Source organism: Stenotrophomonas sp. YJH_SMC_110 (assembly GCF_059369255.1).
In genome coordinates this window covers 79,633-98,387 of the sequence record NZ_JCAFSM010000004.1, presented here as the reverse complement: position 1 = coordinate 98,387, position 18,755 = coordinate 79,633, and the positions used below count along the sequence as shown (strand labels likewise).

At 66.6% G+C, this 18,755-nt stretch carries 20 protein-coding genes; 13 read left to right on the top strand and 7 right to left on the bottom strand.

From position 1 onward, the window contains the following. Both miaB and AC5P6H_RS09585 read right to left on the bottom strand, forming a co-directional pair. Nucleotides 1-1,419: a tRNA (N6-isopentenyl adenosine(37)-C2)-methylthiotransferase MiaB gene (miaB, locus tag AC5P6H_RS09590; protein WP_014646577.1), complete on the bottom strand. Its 1,419-nt coding sequence runs from the start codon at nt 1,417-1,419 to the stop codon at nt 1-3. 187 nt (nt 1,420-1,606) lie between these two features. Then, nucleotides 1,607-2,224 (bottom strand): glutathione S-transferase family protein, encoded by a 618-nt coding sequence (locus tag AC5P6H_RS09585; protein WP_014646578.1) that lies wholly within the window; start codon nt 2,222-2,224, stop codon nt 1,607-1,609. An 80-nt stretch (nt 2,225-2,304) separates the two neighbouring features. Between AC5P6H_RS09585 and AC5P6H_RS09580 the strand changes: the two genes are divergently transcribed. The 7 genes from AC5P6H_RS09580 to AC5P6H_RS09550 all read left to right on the top strand — a co-directional run bounded on the left by AC5P6H_RS09580 (nt 2,305) and on the right by AC5P6H_RS09550 (nt 8,353). After that, nucleotides 2,305-3,273, top strand: coding sequence for a WYL domain-containing protein (locus AC5P6H_RS09580; protein ID WP_164076936.1), 969 nt, complete (start codon nt 2,305-2,307; stop codon nt 3,271-3,273). A 46-nt stretch (nt 3,274-3,319) separates the two neighbouring features. Then, nucleotides 3,320-4,225, top strand: a complete 906-nt coding sequence (locus tag AC5P6H_RS09575; RefSeq protein ID WP_046429799.1) for a lytic transglycosylase domain-containing protein — start codon at nt 3,320-3,322, stop codon at nt 4,223-4,225. Nucleotides 4,226-4,424: 199 nt separating this feature from the next. Further along, the gene (petA, locus tag AC5P6H_RS09570) at nt 4,425-5,045 is read left to right on the top strand and encodes a ubiquinol-cytochrome c reductase iron-sulfur subunit (protein ID WP_004151998.1); all 621 of its coding nucleotides are present in this window, start codon (nt 4,425-4,427) and stop codon (nt 5,043-5,045) included. Further along, on the top strand, nt 5,045-6,304 hold the full coding sequence (locus AC5P6H_RS09565; RefSeq protein ID WP_014646581.1) for a cytochrome b: 1,260 nt from the start codon (nt 5,045-5,047) through the stop codon (nt 6,302-6,304). Before petA ends, AC5P6H_RS09565 begins: the two co-directional genes overlap by 1 nt. Continuing rightward, entirely contained in the window at nt 6,297-7,046 is a 750-nt protein-coding gene (locus AC5P6H_RS09560) for a cytochrome c1 (protein ID WP_032960911.1), read from the top strand. The genes AC5P6H_RS09565 and AC5P6H_RS09560 overlap by 8 nt, the downstream gene beginning before the upstream one ends. Before the next feature lie 134 nt (nt 7,047-7,180). Continuing rightward, entirely contained in the window at nt 7,181-7,816 is a 636-nt protein-coding gene (locus AC5P6H_RS09555; RefSeq protein WP_005408842.1) for a glutathione S-transferase N-terminal domain-containing protein, read from the top strand. 84 nt (nt 7,817-7,900) lie between these two features. Continuing rightward, nucleotides 7,901-8,353, top strand: a complete 453-nt coding sequence (locus AC5P6H_RS09550) for a ClpXP protease specificity-enhancing factor (protein ID WP_014646584.1) — start codon at nt 7,901-7,903, stop codon at nt 8,351-8,353. A gap of 104 nt (nt 8,354-8,457) precedes the next feature. Here AC5P6H_RS09550 and AC5P6H_RS09545 read toward each other — a convergent pair whose 3' ends face one another. From AC5P6H_RS09545 to AC5P6H_RS09530, 4 genes are all read right to left on the bottom strand, one after another. Beyond that, complete coding sequence (locus AC5P6H_RS09545) at nt 8,458-8,808, bottom strand: DUF3301 domain-containing protein (protein ID WP_005415950.1); 351 nt, start codon at nt 8,806-8,808, stop codon at nt 8,458-8,460. A 67-nt stretch (nt 8,809-8,875) separates the two neighbouring features. Continuing rightward, nucleotides 8,876-9,877 carry a DUF2272 domain-containing protein gene (locus AC5P6H_RS09540; RefSeq protein ID WP_495202556.1) on the bottom strand — a complete coding sequence of 334 codons (1,002 nt, stop codon included), beginning with the start codon at nt 9,875-9,877 and terminating at the stop codon, nt 8,876-8,878. Between the two features lie 180 nt (nt 9,878-10,057). Beyond that, a complete protein-coding gene (gene nadC, locus AC5P6H_RS09535) occupies nt 10,058-10,909 on the bottom strand; it encodes a carboxylating nicotinate-nucleotide diphosphorylase (RefSeq protein ID WP_495202555.1) in 852 nt (283 codons plus the stop codon). Then, on the bottom strand, nt 10,906-11,175 hold the full coding sequence (locus AC5P6H_RS09530; RefSeq protein ID WP_014036599.1) for a Trm112 family protein: 270 nt from the start codon (nt 11,173-11,175) through the stop codon (nt 10,906-10,908). The genes nadC and AC5P6H_RS09530 overlap by 4 nt, the downstream gene beginning before the upstream one ends. Before the next feature lie 58 nt (nt 11,176-11,233). Between AC5P6H_RS09530 and purE the strand changes: the two genes are divergently transcribed. From purE to AC5P6H_RS09515, 3 genes are all read left to right on the top strand, one after another. Then, nucleotides 11,234-11,737, top strand: a complete 504-nt coding sequence (purE, locus tag AC5P6H_RS09525) for a 5-(carboxyamino)imidazole ribonucleotide mutase (RefSeq protein WP_005412808.1) — start codon at nt 11,234-11,236, stop codon at nt 11,735-11,737. Continuing rightward, a complete protein-coding gene (locus AC5P6H_RS09520) occupies nt 11,734-12,882 on the top strand; it encodes a 5-(carboxyamino)imidazole ribonucleotide synthase (RefSeq protein WP_241884905.1) in 1,149 nt (382 codons plus the stop codon). The genes purE and AC5P6H_RS09520 overlap by 4 nt, the downstream gene beginning before the upstream one ends. A gap of 112 nt (nt 12,883-12,994) precedes the next feature. Beyond that, entirely contained in the window at nt 12,995-13,336 is a 342-nt protein-coding gene (locus AC5P6H_RS09515) for a carboxymuconolactone decarboxylase family protein (protein WP_004152082.1), read from the top strand. Between the two features lie 75 nt (nt 13,337-13,411). On the opposite strand, the gene AC5P6H_RS09510 is transcribed toward AC5P6H_RS09515, so the two are convergent. Then, nucleotides 13,412-13,990, bottom strand: coding sequence for a superoxide dismutase (locus AC5P6H_RS09510; protein WP_495202554.1), 579 nt, complete (start codon nt 13,988-13,990; stop codon nt 13,412-13,414). A 120-nt stretch (nt 13,991-14,110) separates the two neighbouring features. Here AC5P6H_RS09510 and grxD point away from each other — a divergent pair, with 120 nt between their 5' ends. From grxD to AC5P6H_RS09495, 3 genes are all read left to right on the top strand, one after another. Then, a complete protein-coding gene (gene grxD / locus AC5P6H_RS09505; RefSeq protein ID WP_005415957.1) occupies nt 14,111-14,431 on the top strand; it encodes a Grx4 family monothiol glutaredoxin in 321 nt (106 codons plus the stop codon). Then, nucleotides 14,428-15,204 (top strand): SDR family NAD(P)-dependent oxidoreductase, encoded by a 777-nt coding sequence (locus AC5P6H_RS09500; RefSeq protein ID WP_111205954.1) that lies wholly within the window; start codon nt 14,428-14,430, stop codon nt 15,202-15,204. The genes grxD and AC5P6H_RS09500 overlap by 4 nt, the downstream gene beginning before the upstream one ends. 233 nt (nt 15,205-15,437) lie before the next feature. After that, a complete protein-coding gene (locus tag AC5P6H_RS09495; RefSeq protein ID WP_230548474.1) occupies nt 15,438-18,656 on the top strand; it encodes a TonB-dependent receptor in 3,219 nt (1,072 codons plus the stop codon). The last annotated feature ends 99 nt before the right edge of the window (nt 18,657-18,755 follow it).

The following is an 18,755-nucleotide window of genomic DNA, read 5'->3' as shown; positions in this document are numbered from 1 at the left end:
TCATTCCGCCACCACCCGCGCGCGCAGCGAATTGGTCAGCGCTTCGGTGATCACCACATCCACGAACTGGCCGATCAGGCGCGCCGGCGCCGGGAAGTTCACCGAACGCATGTTCTCGGTCTTGCCGGTCAGCTCGTTCGGGTTCTTGCGCGAGGGCCCTTCCACCAGCACGGTCTGCACGGTGCCGACCATCTTCTCGGAAATGCCGGCGGCATGCGCATTGATGCGCTCCTGCAGGCGCGACAGGCGCGCGTGCTTTTCGGCATCGCTGATCGTGTCCTCCAGGTCCGCGGCTGGCGTGCCCGGGCGCCGCGAATAGATGAAGGAGAAGCTGTGGTCGAAGCCGATGTCCTCGATCAGCTTCATGGTCTTCTCGAAGTCGGCATCGGTCTCGCCGGGGAAGCCGACGATGAAGTCCGAGCTGATCGAGATGTCCGGGCGCACCGCACGCAGCTTGCGGATCTTCGACTTGAATTCCAGCGCGGTGTAGCCGCGCTTCATCGCTGACAGCACGCGGTCGCTGCCAGCCTGTACCGGCAGGTGCAGGAAGTTGGCCAGCTGTGGCACGTCACGGAACGCATCGATCAGCGAATCGCTGAACTCCAGCGGATGCGAGGTGGTGAAGCGGATGCGGCCGACGCCATCGATCTCGGCGATGGTGCGGATCAGCAGGCCGAGGTCGGCGAACTCGCCGTCACCGTACGGCCCGCGATACGCGTTGACGTTCTGCCCGAGCAGGTTAATCTCGCGCACGCCCTGTGCGGCCAGCTGCGCCACCTCCACCACCACGTCCTCGAACGGGCGGCTGACTTCGGTGCCGCGGGTGTAGGGCACCACGCAGAACGAACAGTACTTGGAACAGCCTTCCATGATCGACACGAATGCCGAGGGTCCTTCGGCGCGCGGCTCGGGCAGGCGATCGAATTTCTCGATCTCGGGGAAGCTGATGTCGACCTGCGGGCGCTTCTGTTCGCGGCGTGCGCGGATCAGCTCCGGCAGCCGGTGCAGGGTCTGCGGGCCGAACACCAGGTCGACGAACGGCGCACGCTTGATGATCGCTTCGCCTTCCTGCGAGGCGACGCAGCCGCCGACGCCGATGATGACTTCACGGCCCTTGTTCTTCAGCCCCTTCCACACGCCCAGCTGGCTGAACACCTTCTCCTGCGCCTTCTCGCGGATGGAGCAGGTGTTGACCAGGATGACGTCGGCGTCGTCCGGGCTGTCGGTCAGTTCCAGGCCATCGCTGGCGGCAAGCACGTCGGCCATCTTGGCCGAGTCGTACTCGTTCATCTGGCAACCGTGGGTCTTGATGTACAGCTTGCCTTTCACCTGGTCGGGCTTGCGCGGACCAGCGGGCAGGGCAACGAGGGGGGTACCGCCCGGTGTGGTGGGCGGAAAGACGTCTGGCGTCCCGGTCATGGCGCTTAATCCATTCGGGTGGCGGGAAAGCGGGTAATTCTACCCGCATCCCGCGCCAGCCGCCGCGCCCGTGCAACCGAGCCCATGCCCAGCGTGGCCATCACTGTAGAGCCGAGCCCGTGCTCGGCTGCCTTTGCAAGGCGGAGGAGCAGCCGAGCGTGGGCTCGGCTCTACAAGGGGGCGCTGCTTACGCCGCCAGTTCCGCATCGATCTGCCGCGAACGGTCGAAGGCGGTCATCGCGCTCATCCGTGCAATGTAATCAGCCGTGGCCGGTGCAGGCTGCACCAGGCCGAAGGCCGTGGTCCAGGCCAGCGCATTGCCCCACAGCACGTCGGCGGCGCTCATCGTCTCGCCAAGCAGGTAGGGGCCCTGCGCCAGCTGGGCCTCGATCACCTGCAGCACGGTCTCGGCGTCGTTGTACGGCGACATCAGGCGCGGCGGCGGCTCGCGGTGCATCGCCTTGTCGATCATCGCCGGCTCGAAACAGGCGCCATAGAAGGCCATCCAGCGCAGGTAGGGCCCGCGCAGGGCGTCGCCGATCGGCGGTGCCAGGCCGGCCTCCGGATACAGGTCGGCCAGGTACAGATAGATCGCCACCTGCTCGGTCACCAGCGCACCGTTGTGGACGATCGCCGGCACCTTGCCCATCGGGTTGATGGCCAGGTAGGCCGGGGCCAGGTTGGCGCCCGCCTTCAGGTCCAGCACCTGCATGCGGTAGTCGGCACCCAGTGCTTCGAGCAGGGCCACGGCGCCGCTCGAGCGGGAACGGGCGGCGTGGTACAGGGTGATCTGGCGTGAATTCATGGCATTGCTCCTTGCGGTGGGTGGTGAACTGGAGGCCATCCTGGGGCACTATTGCGGACGACTTCTGTCCTCGATCCTTCATGCGCCATACCGCCCATCGATTGCTGCGCCTGATCGCCCTGCTGCAGGCCCGTCGCCAGTGGTCCGGGGCCGAGCTCGCCGAGCGCATGGGCGTGGACCGGCGCAGCATCCGCCGTGACGTCGAGCGCCTGCGCGAGCTGGGTTATCCGGTCCGGGCCTCGTCCGGGGTTGGCGGCGGCTACCAGCTGGGGGCAGGGGCGCCGGTGCTGCCGATGCTGCTGGACGAGGAGGAGGCGACTACCCTGGCCATCGCCCTGCGCGCGGCCTCTGCGACCGTCGCCGGCATCGACGACACCGCGCGCGGCCTGTTGTCCAAGCTCGATCCGCTGGTGCCGACCCGTCGCCGCCAGCAGGCCGGCGAGGTGCATGCCGCCACCGCCACCCTGTCCGACCTTCCGTCCACCGACGCACGCCTGCTCGGGCAGCTGGCCCAGCACTGCCGGCAGGCGTCACGGCTGGCCTTCGAATACCGCAGTGCCCAGGAAGCGGTGACCCAGCGCGAGGTCGAGGCGCAGCACCTGGTCAACTACGGGCGGCGCTGGTACCTGCTGGCCTGGGACCTGGGCCGGCAGGACTGGCGCACCCTGCGCGTGGACCGGATGGGCGCGGTGCGCGAATGCGCCGAGCCGGGCATGCACCGCCGTACGCCCGCACCGCCGGATGTGATGGTGCGGCAGGCGGTCAGCCAGGCCCCGTTCGCCCTGCAGGCCATCGTCCGCCTGGCCGGCAGCCGCGCCGAGCTGGAAGGCTGCATCCCGCCCTGGTGTGGTGTGCTGGAGGACGATGGGCCCGACCATTGCCTGCTGCGCATGGGCGCCGAGAGCCGCGGCATGATGCTGGCGCAGATCCTCAGTCTGGACCGGGTGCCGGTGGCGGTGTGGACCACGCCGCCGGGCCTGCGCGATGAACTGGCACAGCGCCTGGCCGGATTGGGGCAGGTGCTGGCTGTGCCGCCGGTCACAGGCTGAGCCGCGTCGCTTGGCAAGCCCCGGCGAAGCTGGGACACTCGCCGGCATGAAGGGGATACTGGGGACAACGGCGATCATCATCGCTGCGCTGACCGCTGCGCCGGCCAGCGCGGGCACCCTGTTCAAGTGCCAGGGCGCCGACGGGGTCACCAGCTATGTCAGCAAGCGCCTGGCCGGGGCCCGCTGCAGCGCCATCAGCTACAGCCGCGACCTCCGCCCGGCACCGCGCCCGGTGGTGGCCGCGCCGAAGCCGGCGCCGACCACCGTGGCCAGCATCGAGCGCAACCCGGTGGCGGTGGCGGCCAGCACTGCGGCGCCGGCGGCTGCGCCAGCCGCCGTACCCGCGCCCCCGGTCGCCTCGCGCAGCGGGCGCATGGTCAGCGGCCAGGTCTATTCCTTCATGAAGGACGGCGTGCGCCACTACACCAGTGCGCGCCCGACCCAGGTCGCCAACCTCGGCCCGGTGCGCACCATCCGCTACAGTTTCATGGAGCGCTGCTACGCCTGTGGCGTCAACCCGCGCGTGGACTTCGGTTCGGTGCGGTTGAACACCACCGCGTTCCAGACCGAGATCAGCTCGGCCGCGCGCGAGTTCGGCGTCGACGAAGCCGTGGTGCGCGCCATCATCCACGCCGAGTCGGCCTACAACCCGACCGCGCTCAGCCGCGCCGGCGCGCAGGGCCTGATGCAGCTGATGCCGCCAACCGCGGCCCGATTCGGAGTCAGCGATTCCTACGATGCCGGGCAGAACATCCGCGGTGGCGTGCAGTATCTTGCGTGGTTGTTGAAGCGTTTCAATGGCGACCTGACCCTGGCCGCGGCTGGCTACAACGCGGGCGAAGGCGCGGTTGACCGCCACGGTGGCGTGCCGCCCTACAGCGAGACCCAGTACTACGTGCGCCGGGTCGGGCAGCTGGCCGAGCGTTACCGCACCGCATTGACGCACCAGTAGTGCCGGCCGCTGGCCGGCAACCTTGGGCAATGGCCGGTACCGACCGGCCACTGGCTGGCAGCCCCGTAATCAATGTTGTTGCAATGCGTTGTGTGGCGCTCGACGGTTCCGCTACACTCGCCCATGATTCAATGCGGCTCTGGCCCCCACCGGATCCGCTGGCAGCCTTAAAGCTACCTAATCAATATCGGAGTGCCGGATGGCCAACGATGGGGTACACGATCCAGTCAACACCGGACGTCGGCGTTTTCTTTCTGCCACCACAGCCGTGGTGGGTGCCGTCGGCGTCGGATTCACCGCTGTTCCTTTCATCAAATCCTGGAACCCCAGTGCCCGTGCCAAGCTTGCCGGCGCACCGGTGGTGGCCGACATCAGCGCCCTGCAGGAAGGCCAACGCCTGATCGTGGAATGGCGTGGCCAGCCGATCTGGATCGTCAAGCGGTCCAAGGCGATCCTCGATGCACTGCACGGGCTCGATGGCCGCCTCAAGGACCCCGAGTCCGGCGAGAAGGACCAGCAGCCGGACTACGTGCTGAAGCAGAACCCCGAGCTGCGCTCGATCAAGCCGGACATTTCCGTGCTGGTCGGCCTGTGCACGCACCTGGGCTGTTCGCCGGAAATGGTCGCCGAGATCCGGCCTGAACCCTATGACCCGCAGTGGAAGGGCGGCTACTTCTGCCCCTGCCACAAGTCGCGCTTCGACATGTCCGGCCGCGTCTTCAAGGACGTGCCGGCGCCGATCAACCTGAAGGTGCCCGCGCACCATTACCAGGACGACAACACCATCATCATCGGTGTCGATCCGCAGGGGGCAGCCTGATGGCCAATATCCTCGCTCGTACCGCCAGCGGCGTGGCCGACTGGGTCAATGCCCGCGCGCCGGGCCTGATGCCGGTCTACCGCAAGCATGTCACCGAGTACTACGCGCCGAAGAACTTCAACATCTGGTACTACTTCGGTTCGCTGGCGCTGCTGGTGCTGGTCAACCAGATCGTCACCGGCATCTTCCTGACGATGCACTACAAGACCAACGCCGCCGAGGCGTTCGGCTCCATCGAATACATCATGCGTGATGTGGAGTGGGGCTGGCTGATCCGCTACATGCACTCCACCGGGGCCTCGCTGTTCTTCATCGTGGTCTACCTGCACATGTTCCGCGGCCTGCTGTACGGCAGTTACCAGAAGCCGCGCGAGCTGGTGTGGATCCTGGGCATGCTGATCTACCTGGTGCTGATGGCCGAAGCCTTCATGGGCTACGTGCTGCCGTGGGGGCAAATGTCGTTCTGGGGCGCCAAGGTGATCATTTCGCTGTTCGGCGCGATACCGGTGATCGGCAACGGCCTGACCGAGTGGATCATGGGCGACTACCTGCCCAGTGACGCCACGCTCAACCGCTTCTTCGCGCTGCATGTCATCGCACTGCCGCTGGTGCTGCTGTTGCTGGTGGTGCTGCACCTGGGCGCGCTGCACGAGGTGGGGTCGAACAACCCCGATGGCGTGGAGATCAAGAAGGGGCCCAAGGGCAACCGCTGGTCGCCGAACGCCCCGGCCGACGGCATTCCGTTCCATCCGTACTACACGCTCAAGGATGGCGTCGGTGCCGGCTTCCTGCTGATCATCGCCGCCTTCATCATCTTCTTCGCCCCCGGTTTCGGCGGCCTGTTCCTGGAGCACGACAACTTCACCGAAGCCAACCGCCTGGTGACCCCGGAACACATCAAGCCGGTCTGGTACTACACGCCGTACTACGCGATGTTGCGCGTGGTGCCGAACAAGCTGGGCGGCGTGCTGGTGATGTTCTCGGCCATCGCGATCCTGTTCCTGGTGCCGTGGCTGGACAAGGCGAAGGTGAAATCGGTGCGCTACCGCGGCTGGATCTCGAAGGTGATGCTGGGCGTGCTGGCGGTGTGCTTCGTGTGGCTGGGCGTGATTGGTTCCGGCCCGGGCACCGATGTGCACGAGACCTACATCGGGCGGGTGTTGACCTTCCTGTACTTCGCGTTCTTCATCACCATGCCGCTATGGACAAGGTTGGACAGGACCAAGCCGGTACCGGAGAGGGTGACCACGCATGACTGAGCGCTGGATGGTCCGGCTGGCCCTGGCGGCCACCCTGATGCTGGGCAGTTTCCTGGCCTCCGCCGCCGAAGGCGGCACCCCGCTGCTGCAGGCCGGCAACGACCTCGGTGACCGCGCCTCGCTGCAGCGCGGCGCGCAGCTGTACATGAACTACTGCTCCGGCTGCCACGCATTGAAGTACCTGCGCTATTCGCGGATGGCGCAGGACCTCGGCCTGACCGAGGAAGAGGTGATGAACAACCTCAACTTCACCGGCTCGGCGATCGGCGACCCGATCCCGGTGGCGATGCCCAAGGAGAACGCGGAGAAGTGGTTCGGCAAGATGCCGCCCGATCTCAGCCTGATCTCGCGCGTGCGGGGCAGTGACTGGGTCTACACCTATCTCAAGTCGTTCTATCTGGACAGCAGCCGCCCCCTGGGCTGGAACAACGCGCTGTTCGCCAATGCCTCCATGCCCAACCCGCTGTGGGAGATGCAGGGCCTGCAGCATGCGGTGCACGGCAAGGCGGAAGCGCCCGGCATGGACCCGCCGGTGACCGGCCTGAAAATCGAAACGCCCGGGTCGGTCGATGCCGGCCAGTACGATCAGGCCGTTCGGGACATCACCAACTTCCTCGAATACGCCGGTGAACCGGCCGCGCTCAAGCGCCAGCAGCTGGGCGTATGGGTGATCCTGTTCCTGGCCCTGCTGACGTTCCTGCTGTACCTGCTGAAGAAGGAATACTGGAAGGACGTCCACTGATTCTGCCGCCGGCCATCGCACGGGCCTATTGGCTTTTGTGATGGTCGGTTGCACACTCGGGGAGGAGTCGACCGCTGGCACGGTGCCGGCGGCGCCGATGCGGCAGGCGGTCTCCTGTCGTGGGAGAGCCTTTGATGGCGGCGAGCGTACGCATGCGCAATACACTGACGCTGTTTTCCTCGAACGACGACGTACTGTGCCACCGGGTACGCCTGGTGCTGGCTGCCAAGGGGGTCACCTTCGACTTTGTCCCGGTCGATCCGCAGAACCCGCCTGAAGACCTGATCGATCTCAACCCGTACCACTCGGTGCCGACCCTGGTCGAGCGCGAGCTGGTGCTGTACGCCGCGTCGGTGGTCAGCGAATACCTGGACGAACGCTACCCGCATCCTCCGCTGATGCCGGTCGATCCGCTCTCGCGTGCGCGTATCCGCTTGGCCATGCTGCGCATCGAGCACGACTGGGTACCGCAGGTGCAGGCCATCCAGCTGGGCAACAAGACCCAGGCCGAGGCCGGCCGCAAGCGCCTGAAGGAACTGCTGACCGCCTCGCTGCCGCTGTTCAAGGCCAGCAAGTTCTTCCTCAATCCGGAAATGAGCCTGGCCGACTGTGCAATGGCACCGATCATCTGGCGCCTGCAGTCGCTGGACGTGCCGCTGCCGAAGGACGGCAAGGCGATCGAGGACTATGGCAACCGCATCTTCCGTCACCCGGGTTTCGTCCGCAGCCTGACCGACCAGGAAAAGAAGCTGCGCGATCTGCCGGTCTGATCCGACCTTGCGTAACCCGTCTGCACGCCGACCGGCGTGCAGGCGATCCGCCCCGGCGGGGCGCCGGGCGCGTACACTTCACGCATGACCGAAGACTTCTTCCACATGACCAGCCACCGCCCGTACCTGCTGCGGGCGCTGGTGGAATGGATCAACGACAACCAGCTGACCCCGCACATCCTGGTCGACGCCGGCGTCCCCGGCGTGCAGGTGCCGCCTTCGGCGGTCAAGGATGGCCGGGTCGTGCTCAACATCGCCGAACGCGCCGTCGTGCGGCTGATGATCGACAACGAAATGGTGAGCTTCTCGGCCCGCTTCTCCGGCACCAGCTACCCGGTGCAGGTACCGATCAGCGCCGTGCTGGCAGTCTATGCCCGCGAGACCGGGCAGGGCATGGCGCTGCCGGATGACATTCCGGGCAGCGAGACCGCGCCGACCAGTGACGAACTGCTGCACGAGGACGGCACGCCGCCGGACGATACGCCACCGGCCAGTCCGCCGCCCAAGGGCCGCCCGAACCTGCGCGTGGTCAAGTAACCATTCCGACGCCGCCCCGATGGGCGGCGTCTTCCTTTGCAGGTTTTACCGGTGGGTGCCGGAATTGTGTGGGTGCCGACCGTTGGTCGGCACACCTTCAGTTCTTACACATCCTCGGCATCCTCCACATCCGGCCGGATCTGGCTGATCCGCGCGGCACCGGGGCCGGTGAACGAGATCAGCTGGTCGCCGCGCAGCACCATGCGGCCCACGTGGCGATCGATGCCATCGTAGGAATACTCGAACTTGAAGGTGCGCTCGAAACCGAGCCGTCCGTCCTCGCCACGCGACAGTCGCAGGCCGGTGGCATGTACCGCCTGATCCAGCCACTGCACGTCGGCAGCGCGGCAGGCATTGCGGCCCAGCTCGACCGCGCGCTCGGCGGCCGAACGCGCCGCATTCCAGAAGAAATAGATGATTCCGCCGGCAATCAGCAACAACAGCAGGGTGGGCATGGCGTCAGCCGTCAGAGGTGGATCCGGCAAAGATGGCGGCGAACGCGCGCTGGATCAAGCGCTGCACTCACCGCCGTGGCTGCGGTTCGCTGCACATCGGTGATGCGGGCACGTTAGACGGCGCCGTCGCCGGCACCGTCTGCATCGGCGCGGCGGAGGGCGAAGGCATCACCAATGGCGCGGTCGCCGTCAGCTGCAGCAGCGCTGCCCAGTCCTGGCGGTTGAAGCTGCATTCGTCCTCGCGGCCCGGCGTGCAGCTGGGCTCGATGCCGGTGCTGTTGCGTTCGCGCGCCGGCGGCAGCTTGATCAACCCGGTGCGGTCCAGCGGCAGCAGTCGCATCGCCACCGTGTTCATCACGTTGCCGCCCACCAGGTACAGGGTCTGGTCGCCCCCCAGGTTGGCGGCCACCACTACTTCGCAATGTGATTTCCAGTGGCCCACCGAACCGTTGCCCAGTGCCTGCACCAGCCCACTGTAGCTGAGCGTGGTGCTGCGATCGCGCAGGAAGCACAGCAGGTCGCCCGGTGCGGGCTTTGCGGTCGCGGGATCGACCAGCCGGTACGGCACGCCCGAGGGTCCGCCCTGGTACGCGGCACGGATGTAGTCGATGTGGCGTGGCGACGCGTTGAAGCCGGGGACGCCGGACTGCACCATCACCCAGGAAATGAACGCGGCCGACCACGGGTTGTCGATCAGGAAGGTGCGGCAGTCGCTGTCGGTGTAGCGCGTGCCCAGTGGTGCCAGACAGCTGCTGGCGCCGGCGATGCTGCCCATCGCGTTGAGCGTGCCGCTGTTGCGCCAGTAGCCGGCCACGCGTTGCCAGGCAATCAGCCCGTTGTCGGCCAGATGTTCGTTCTCGGCCTCGGTGACACTCAGGCTCGCCGCGCGGCCATCGCGATCGATGAAAGGCCGGAACCAGAGCCGGTGTTCATTGCAGGCAGTATTGCGGATGGCCACCGCCAATGGGCTCAGGCCGAAACGCGGTGGCACATCGCAGGCTTCGGCCGCCGCTGCGGACAGGGGGGCCGCGGCCAGCAGCAGACAGGCAGGCAAGAGCATCCGGCGCATGCGCGGCTCCTGTGGGGGATGCCGGCAGCGTCGCAGAGGCGGCCGTAGCCGAGCCGTGAAGGCGTCCCGGGTCGTGTAGAGCCGAGCCCATGCTCGGCTCATCGCGCGAAGCGCGCGCAGGGCGTGCCGCAAATCGACAAGCAGCCGAGCGTAGGCTCGGCTCTACAAGTCCTGCAGGCCTCAGCCCGGCGGTGGGCCGAGCTTCAACGACAGATCGATGGCCTGCACGTGCTTGGTCAGGCCGCCGATGGAGATGCAGTCGACGCCATCCTCGGCGATCGAGCGCAGGCCACCCAGGCCGACGCTGCCGGACACTTCCAGCGGAATGCGGCCGGCCGTGATGCGTACCGCCTCGCGGCGCAGGTCGGGGCTGAAGTCGTCCAGCAGGATGCGTTCGCAACCAGCGTCGAGCGCCTGGCGCAGCTGCGCCAGATCCTCGACCTCGACCACCAGCGGCAGCGCAGGCCACTGCCGGCGTGCGCCCGCCACGGCGTCGGCCAGTGAACCGGCAGCGCGGATGTGGTTTTCCTTCAGCATCACCGTGTCGTACAGGCCGAAACGATGGTTCTCGCCACCGCCGCAGCGCACCGCGTACTTCTGCGCCAGGCGCAGGCCGGGCAGGGTCTTGCGGGTGTCGAGGATGCGCGTGCCGGTACCGGCCACCGCCGCCACGTAGCGGGCGGTGGTGGTTGCCGTACCGGACAGCGTCTGCAGGAAGTTGAGCGAGGTGCGTTCGGCGCTGACCAGGCTGCGGCTGCGCCCATGCAGCAGGGCCAGCACGGTGCCTGCGGTGACCGCGTCGCCGTCGGAAACCTGCCATTCGATGCGTACGTCCGGGTCGATGGCGCGGTGGGTGGCGTCGAACCAGGGGCGGCCGGCGATCACCCCGTCCTGCTTGCACAGCAGGTAGGCGCTGTCGGCCTGGTCGGGCAGCAGGGCGGCGGTGACATCACCGCTGCCCAGGTCCTCGGCCAGTGCACGCGCGACATCGGCGGCGACAACGGCCGCATCCGGCGTCGGCAGCGTGCTCATGCGGTCGGGAAATCGGCGATCTGGGCGGTCGGGATGGCTTCCTCGGCCAGCAGCACCGGGATGCCGTCGTCGACGCGGAAGACCTGCTTGCGGTCGCGGGTGACCAGCGCTTCGCGCAGCGGCTGCGCCAGCGGGTTGCCATCGGCCTTGTTCACCGCGCCGGCGGAAATGGCCTTGTTGAGGGCTTCCAGGCCCTTGCCATCCAGCAGGGACAGGGGCTGGCGGGTGTCAGGCGACACCAGCAGGTCGAGCAGCTTGCGATCCATGGTTCTTCGTCTTGCGTGGAAGATGGCTAGAATACGTCTTTAAGGCAGGTGACGGCCAATGACCCCCAACCCGATCGCGCCGCTTGTCGGCATCGTCATGGGTTCCCGTTCCGACTGGGAAACCATGCAGCACGCCGCCCAGAAGCTTGAAGCCCTGGGTGTTCCGTTCGAAGTGAAGGTGGTGTCCGCGCATCGGACGCCGGATGTGTTGTTCAGTTACGCCGAGCAGGCGGGCCCGCGTGGCCTGCGCGCGATCATCGCCGGTGCCGGCGGGGCCGCCCACCTGCCAGGCATGATCGCCGCCAAGACCGCCGTGCCGGTGCTGGGCGTGCCGGTGCAGTCCAAGGCCCTCAACGGCATGGATTCGCTGCTGTCGATCGTGCAGATGCCGGCCGGTATCCCGGTCGCCACCTTCGCCATCGGCAATGCCGGCGCGTCCAACGCGGCGCTGTTCGCCGCCGCGATGCTCGCCAGCGACCAGCCGGCGATCGGCCAGGCGCTCGACGCCTTCCGTGCACGCCAGACCGAAGACGTGATGGCCCACGACGATCCGCGCCAATGAGCCTGACCGTCGGCATCCTGGGCGGCGGCCAGCTCGCCCGCATGATGGTCCTGGCCGGTGCGCCGCTGGGGCTGCGCTTCGAACTGTATGACCCGGCGGCCGACGCCTGCAGCGGCCCGCTGGCGCCGCTCACCGTCGGTGCCTTCGACGACCGCCAGGCGCTGGCGGACTTCGCTGCCAAGGTCGATGTGGTCACCTTCGATTTCGAGAATGTGCCCGCCGACAGTGCACAGTTCCTGGCCGACCGCGTGCCGGTCTACCCGCCGCCGGCCGCGCTGGCGGTGGCCCAGGACCGGTTGAGCGAGAAGACCCTGTTCCAGCAGCTGGGCATCCCGCTGCCGGCCTTCGCTGATATCCGCAGCCGCGACGAGCTGGCGGCGAAGGCCGCCGAATTCGGCCTGCCGTGCATCCTCAAGACCCGCCGCCTGGGCTACGACGGCAAGGGCCAGTTCCGCCTGCGCAGCGAAGCCGACATTGATGCCGCCTGGGATGCGCTGGGTGCACAGGTCGAGCGCACCGGACTGATCCTGGAGGGCTTCGTGGCCTTCCAGCGCGAGGTCAGCGTGGTGGCCGTGCGTGGCCGCGATGGCAGTTTCGAAGCCTGGCCGATCACCGGCAACTGGCATGTCGACGGTGTGCTGTCGGCCAGCGTGGCCCCGGCCGTGCTGTCCGCCGCCGAGCAGCAGGCAGCCATCGGCTATGCACGCCGTGTCGCAGAACACCTGCAGTACGTCGGCGTGTTCGCGCTGGAACTGTTCTGCCGCGATGGCGAGCTGCTGGCCAACGAGATGGCGCCACGCGTGCACAACTCCGGGCACTGGACCATCGAAGGCAGCGAGACCTCGCAGTTCGAGAACCACCTGCGCGCCGTGCTGGGCCTGCCGCTGGGCAGCACCCGCATGCTCGGCCATGCCTGCATGCTGAACTGGCTGGGCCGGATGCCCGACCCGTTGCCGGTGCTGGCCCAGGCCAGTGGCCACTGGCATGACTATGGCAAGGAGTCGCGCGAAGGCCGCAAGGTCGGCCATGCCACGTTGCGCGATGACGATGCCGCAGCACTGGCCGACGCGTTGGACCAGGTGGGCCTGGAACTGGACCGCCAGGCCCAGGTGGCACCGGCGGTGCACGCGCTGCGCAACCGCTGAGTCCGGTAGTGCCGGCCGCTGGCCGGCAGTGCAACGGTGTGGCGCACCGGTGCAGCCATCGGCACAACATTCCCGGTGGTAGCGTGGAGCTCCTTTCACAGGAGTCACGACCATGCTCGACTGGAATGCCTACCGCAAGGAACTGAAGGGCCGCATCGGCGAGATCGGCAAGCTCTCGCCGGATACGGTCAAGGGCTACGCCACCCTGGCCAATGCCGGTGCCCAGACCAACCACCTGGATGCCAAGACCCGGGAGCTGATCGCGCTGGCGGTGGCGGTGACCACCCGCTGTGACGGCTGCATCACCGTGCACGTGGACGCGGCGCTGAAGCATGGCGCCAGCCGCGAGGAAATCGCCGAGGCGCTGGGCGTGGCGGTCTCGCTCAACGCCGGCGCCGCGCTGGTGTACTCGGCGCGGGTGATGGATGCGGTGGCCGCGCACGAGAGCGCGTGAAGCTTCATCTGTAGAGCCGAGCCCATGCTCGGCTGCTGTCCGGCCAGCCGAGCATGGGCTCGGCTCTACAGGGGGTCAGCGCAGCTGGCCCTCGGCGAATTCCCAGTTGACCATCTGCCAGAACGCGTCCAGGTAACGCGCGCGGTCATTCTGGTAGTCGGTGTAGTACGCGTGCTCCCACACGTCGCAGCACAGCAGCGGGGTGCTGTCGCCGGTCAGGGGCGTGCCGGCGTTGCGGGTGGCCTGGATGCCCAGCTGGCCGCCCGGGTGCTGCACCAGCCACACCCAGCCCGAGCCGAACAGGCCCAGTGCAGTGCGGTTGAACTCCTCGCGCAGGCGCTGCGCGTCACCGAACTGGCGCTTGACCAGCTCGCCCAGCCGGCCCTGCGGTTCGCCGCCGCCGCGCGGGCGCAGGCACTGCCAGTAGAAGCCGTGGTTCCAGGCCTGGGCGGCCGCATCGAACAGCGTGCCCTGGGCATGGCGCACGATCTCTTCCAGTGACGCCTCCTCCCACTCGGTGCCGAGGGTGCCGGCGTTGACCGCGTCGACATAGGCGCGGTGGTGGCGGCCGTGATGCAGTTCCACGGTCTGCGCGGACAGGTGGGGCTGCATGGAGCCGGAGAGGTAGGGCAGGGCAGGCAATTCGACAGGCATGTGCAGGTTCGTGGCCAGGGGACGGCGGCAGCCTGTTCCATCCGCTTACAATGGCGGCTACCGTGGGCAGTCTAGCCGACCATCACGGTCGGGTTGTCCGGCGAAGCAAGGAGTGTGGTTGTGGCGGTAATGCAGCAAATCCAGGCCGAGGTCGATCGTTACCCGCTCGTGCTGTTCATGAAGGGCACCCCGCAGTACCCGATGTGCGGCTTTTCCAGCCGCGCCGTGCAGGCGTTGATGGCTGCCGGCGCCGTCACCCTGCGCACCGTCAACGTGCTCGAAGAACCGGAGATCCGCGCCAACCTGCCGCGCTTCTCCAACCTGCCGACCTTCCCGCAGCTGTTCATCAACGGCGAGTTGATCGGCGGCTGCGACATCGTCATGGAACTGTTTGAATCCGGCGAGCTCAAGCGCATCGTCGAAGAGGCGACCCAGGGATGAGTGCCTGGCCGTCGACGTCACCGACTGACGGGGCGCTCGATGGCCGCCCGTTGCAGGACCGCGTGGTGCTGGTTGCCGGTGCCGGCGGCGGGCTGGGCAGTGCGGCGGCGATTGCCGCTGCGGCGGCCGGGGCTACCGTGGTCCTGCTGGGGCGCAAGCCGCGCCGGCTGGACCGGGTCTATGCCCAGGTCCAGGCGGTCGGCCCGGAACCCCTGCTGTACCCGATGGACCTGGAGGGTGCCGGCCCCGATGACTATGCCGAACTGGCCCAGGCCCTGCAGCGTGAGCTGGGGCGGCTGGATGGCCTGCTGGTCTGCGCCGCGCATTTCCCCGGCCTGACCCCGTTCGAGCTGGCCGACCCGGCCAGTTTCGCCCGTGCGGTCCATGTCACCCTGACCGCCCCGGCCTGGCTGGCCCAGGCCTGCCTGCCGCTGCTGCGGCAGCGCGAGGATGCTGCCCTGGTGTTCGCGGTCGATGCCCCCGAACGGGTGGGGCAGGCCTACTGGGGCGGGTATGGCGTGGCCCAGCACGGCCTGCGTGGCCTGATCGCGAGCCTGCACGATGAGCTGGGCCGCAGCCCGGTCCGGGTCAGCGGCCTGTACCCGGGGCCCCTGCGCACGGCCCTGCGTGCCCGCGCCTATTCCGTCGACCAGGACCCGGCCGCGCAAGGGCCCGAAGCGGCCGCCGCTGCGGCCGTCACCCTGTTGTCCCGGGCCGGCCATGCCTGGCGGGGGACGATTCTCGATGCCAGTGAGGCAGTTCCCCGCGAGTGAGCCCCGGGGAAAGGCGGAGTGAAGAACCCGTCACGATTGCGTTGCGAACCGGTGCCGTTTGTCGCACAACCGTCACATTGATGGCGTAGCGTGTTAATCTAGTGTTAACCGTTATGGCTGCCTTCAGCCAAGCGGTAGGGAACCCCAGATAACTCTCCGACCAGCCACCCGCAGGGCTGTTTGGATGCGCTTTTTTTTCCGCCATCGCCAACTCGCATCGAGGCTACCGAAAAATGACCCACCCACTCCGGATGTCCAAGCTTACCCTTGGTCTCGTGGCTGCACTTGCTGCCGCTCCCGCCTTCGCCCAGACCACCACTGCCGGTGTCGGCGGCCAGGTCGTGACCAGCGGCGGCCAGCCCGTCGCCGGTGCTGAAGTCACCATCACCCACACCGAGTCGGGCACGGTTTCGCGCGCTACCACCGACGCGGCGGGTCGCTACAACGCGCGCGGCCTGCGCGTGGGTGGTCCCTATACCATCACCATCACCAAGCCGGGTGAAGGCACCAAAACCGAAGATGGTGTCTACCTGGGCGTGAACCAGACCGGCACCATCAATGCCATCCTGACCGGTGACGTGGCCAAGGCCACCAACCTGGACACCGTGCAGGTCACCGCCGTCGGCGGCGGCTCGGAAGTGTTCAGCGCCACCAAGATGGGCTCGGGCACCAACATCAGCCAGGAGCAGATCGAGATTGCGCCGTCCATCGGCGGCAACATCCAGGATCTGATGCGCCTGGATCCGCGCGTGACCTTCATCGACCGCGCCTCGGGCTCGATCTCGGCCGGTGGCCAGAACCCGCGCTACAACTCGATCAACATCGACGGCGTCTCGGCCAGCGACACCTTCGGCCTGGAAGGCAACAACATGCCGACCCGCCGCCAGCCGGTCGCGATGGAGGCCATCGAAGCGCTGGACATCAACCTGTCCAACTACGACGTCAGCATCGCTGGCGCTGCCGGTGCCACCGTCAATGCGGTGACCAAGTCCGGTACCAATGAATTCCACGGTTCGGTGTACGGCACCTACCGTGACGGTGACTGGTTCGGCAAGAACCCGGAAGGCAAGAAGTTCAACGGCTTCAACGACGAAAAGACCTACGGCATGACCCTGGGCGGCCCGATCGTCAAGGACAAGCTGTTCTTCTTCGCCAACTACGAGAAGTTCAAGCAGTCCGCGCCGGGCGCCGACCTGTCCAGCACCGCGCTGGGCAAGGCCAATGCCGACTACAGCATGGCTGACGTGACCCGTGCCCAGGAAATCGCCAAGGGTTATGGCTTCGATGCCGGCGGTATCGAAAGCAACGGCAACACGGATCTGGAAGAGTACGCGCTGAAGCTCGACTGGAACATCAACGAGAACCACCGCGCCAACATCCGTTACAGCAAGCTCGAGCAGAGCAAGCTGCGCATCAACGGCATGGGCTCGACCTCGCAGGCTTCGCTGAGCTCTTACTGGTACCAGCACGTCAAGACCAACGAGAGCTACGTCGCCCAGGTCTTCAGCGACTGGACCGACACCTTCTCGACCGAGTTGAAGGCTTCGTACCGCGAGTACTCGGCCGTCCGCGAGGTGCCGACCAATGCCCCGAGCATCCGCATCTACTTCCCGCGCGGTGGCGATGTGACCACGCCGGAAGGCGACTCGCTGTTCCTGGGTACCGAGACCAACTCGCAGAACAACGTGCTGGAAACCAAGGCGTGGAACTACTACGCCGCCGGTACGCTGACCTTGGGTGACCACGACCTGAAGTTCGGTGGTTCGTACGACACCAACGATGTCTACAACTACTATGGCGCTGGCTCGTGGGGTGCTTACACCTTCTATGGCCTGGACAATTTCGCCAAGGGGCAGTGGCAGACCTACCAGCTGAACAAGGAAAAGAGCGCGAACTCGATCGCGGCTGACTACAAGTACAGCAACCTGGCCCTGTTCGTGCAGGACACCTGGTACGTCAACAGCAACCTGACCCTGACCATGGGTCTGCGTGGCGACCGACCGAAGGTGAGCCCGGCGCCGGCGTACAACCAGAAGGCGCAGACTGTCTTCGGTTATGACAATAGTGCGGTGTTCCCGAGCAAGTTCCTGATCCAGCCGCGCTTTGGCTTCAACTACACCTTCGACACCGAGCGCCCGACACAGCTGCGCGGCGGCATCGGCCTGTTCCAGGGTGATGCACCGCAGGTGTGGATCAGCAACAGCTACTCCACCACCGGCTTCAACTACGACTCGTACAACATCAGCCGCTACAACGGCCAGAAGTTCAATCCGGACAAGGACAACCAGCCGGTCCCGACCACTCCGGGCAGCGCGCTGCAGAACGTCAACTTCGTCGGCCGCGACTTCAAGCTGCCGTCGCTGTACAAGGCCAACCTGGCCTTCGATCACGAGCTGCCTTGGTACGGCATGGTCGCCTCGGCCGAGCTGCTGGTCACCAAGGTCAAGGATGGCCTGTACTACCAGCACCTGAACCTGGGCAAGGGCCGTCAGGTCGGTGCCGATGGTCGCGTGAACTACTACGTGCCTTCGGCTGACGGCAGGGCGTGGGGCACCAACGATGCGCGTAATGGTTACGCCGCACAGGGCTTCAACAACGTCTACCTGATCGACAACACCGATCAGGGCCGCACCTCGCAGTTCACCGTCTCGCTGAGCAAGCCGTGGAGCGCGAGCAGCGACTGGTCCTGGAACCTGGGCTACACCTACACCGATGCCAAGGAAGTGGGTAGCCTGACCAGCTCCACCGCCAGCTCGGGCTGGGGCTACCAGTATGCCTTCAATGCCAACGAGGAAATGCTGAACACCTCGCGCTACCAGATCCGAGACCGCCTGTCGGGCTCGCTGAACTGGAAGCACAAGTTCTTCGGCGACTACGAGACCAAGGTGGGTCTGGTGTACGAAGGCCGCAGCGGCCGCCCGTACAGCTACATCTATGTGAACGACGCCAACGGCGACGGCCGTTCGGGCAACGACCTGTTCTACGTGCCGCGTCGCGGCGAGGTCCTGTTCGGTACCCTGTCCAACAACGGCAAGTTCACCGCCGATGCGGCGATGGAGAAGTCGTTCTTCGACTGGCTGGCGGCCAACCCGCAGCTGGCCAAGTACGAAGGCCAGGTGGCTCCGGCCAACCAGTTCCGTACCGGCTGGATCAACACCTTCGACATCCGTATCAGCCAGCAGCTGCCGGGCTTCATGAAGGGCCACAAGTCGGAGATCTGGCTGGACATCCAGAACGTCGGCAACATGCTCAACAAGAAGTGGGGCAACATCTACGACTACGGCTTCTACGCCAACGCTCGTGTTGCCAGCCTGCAGGGCCTGTACAACGGCAAGTACGTCTACAACTACCGTGGCGCGGACCTGCCGAGCGTCGCCAACTCCGATGCTGACGGCTTCGACGTCGGTGTCTCGCAGTGGTCGATGCAGCTGGGCTTCCGCTACCAGTTCTGATGCACTGACGTAGCGCTGCTGTAAACGGAAACGGCCGGGGAAACCCGGCCGTTTCCCGTTCAGGCGAAAGTCCTTGCGGGGCGCTGGGCAACGGCGTAG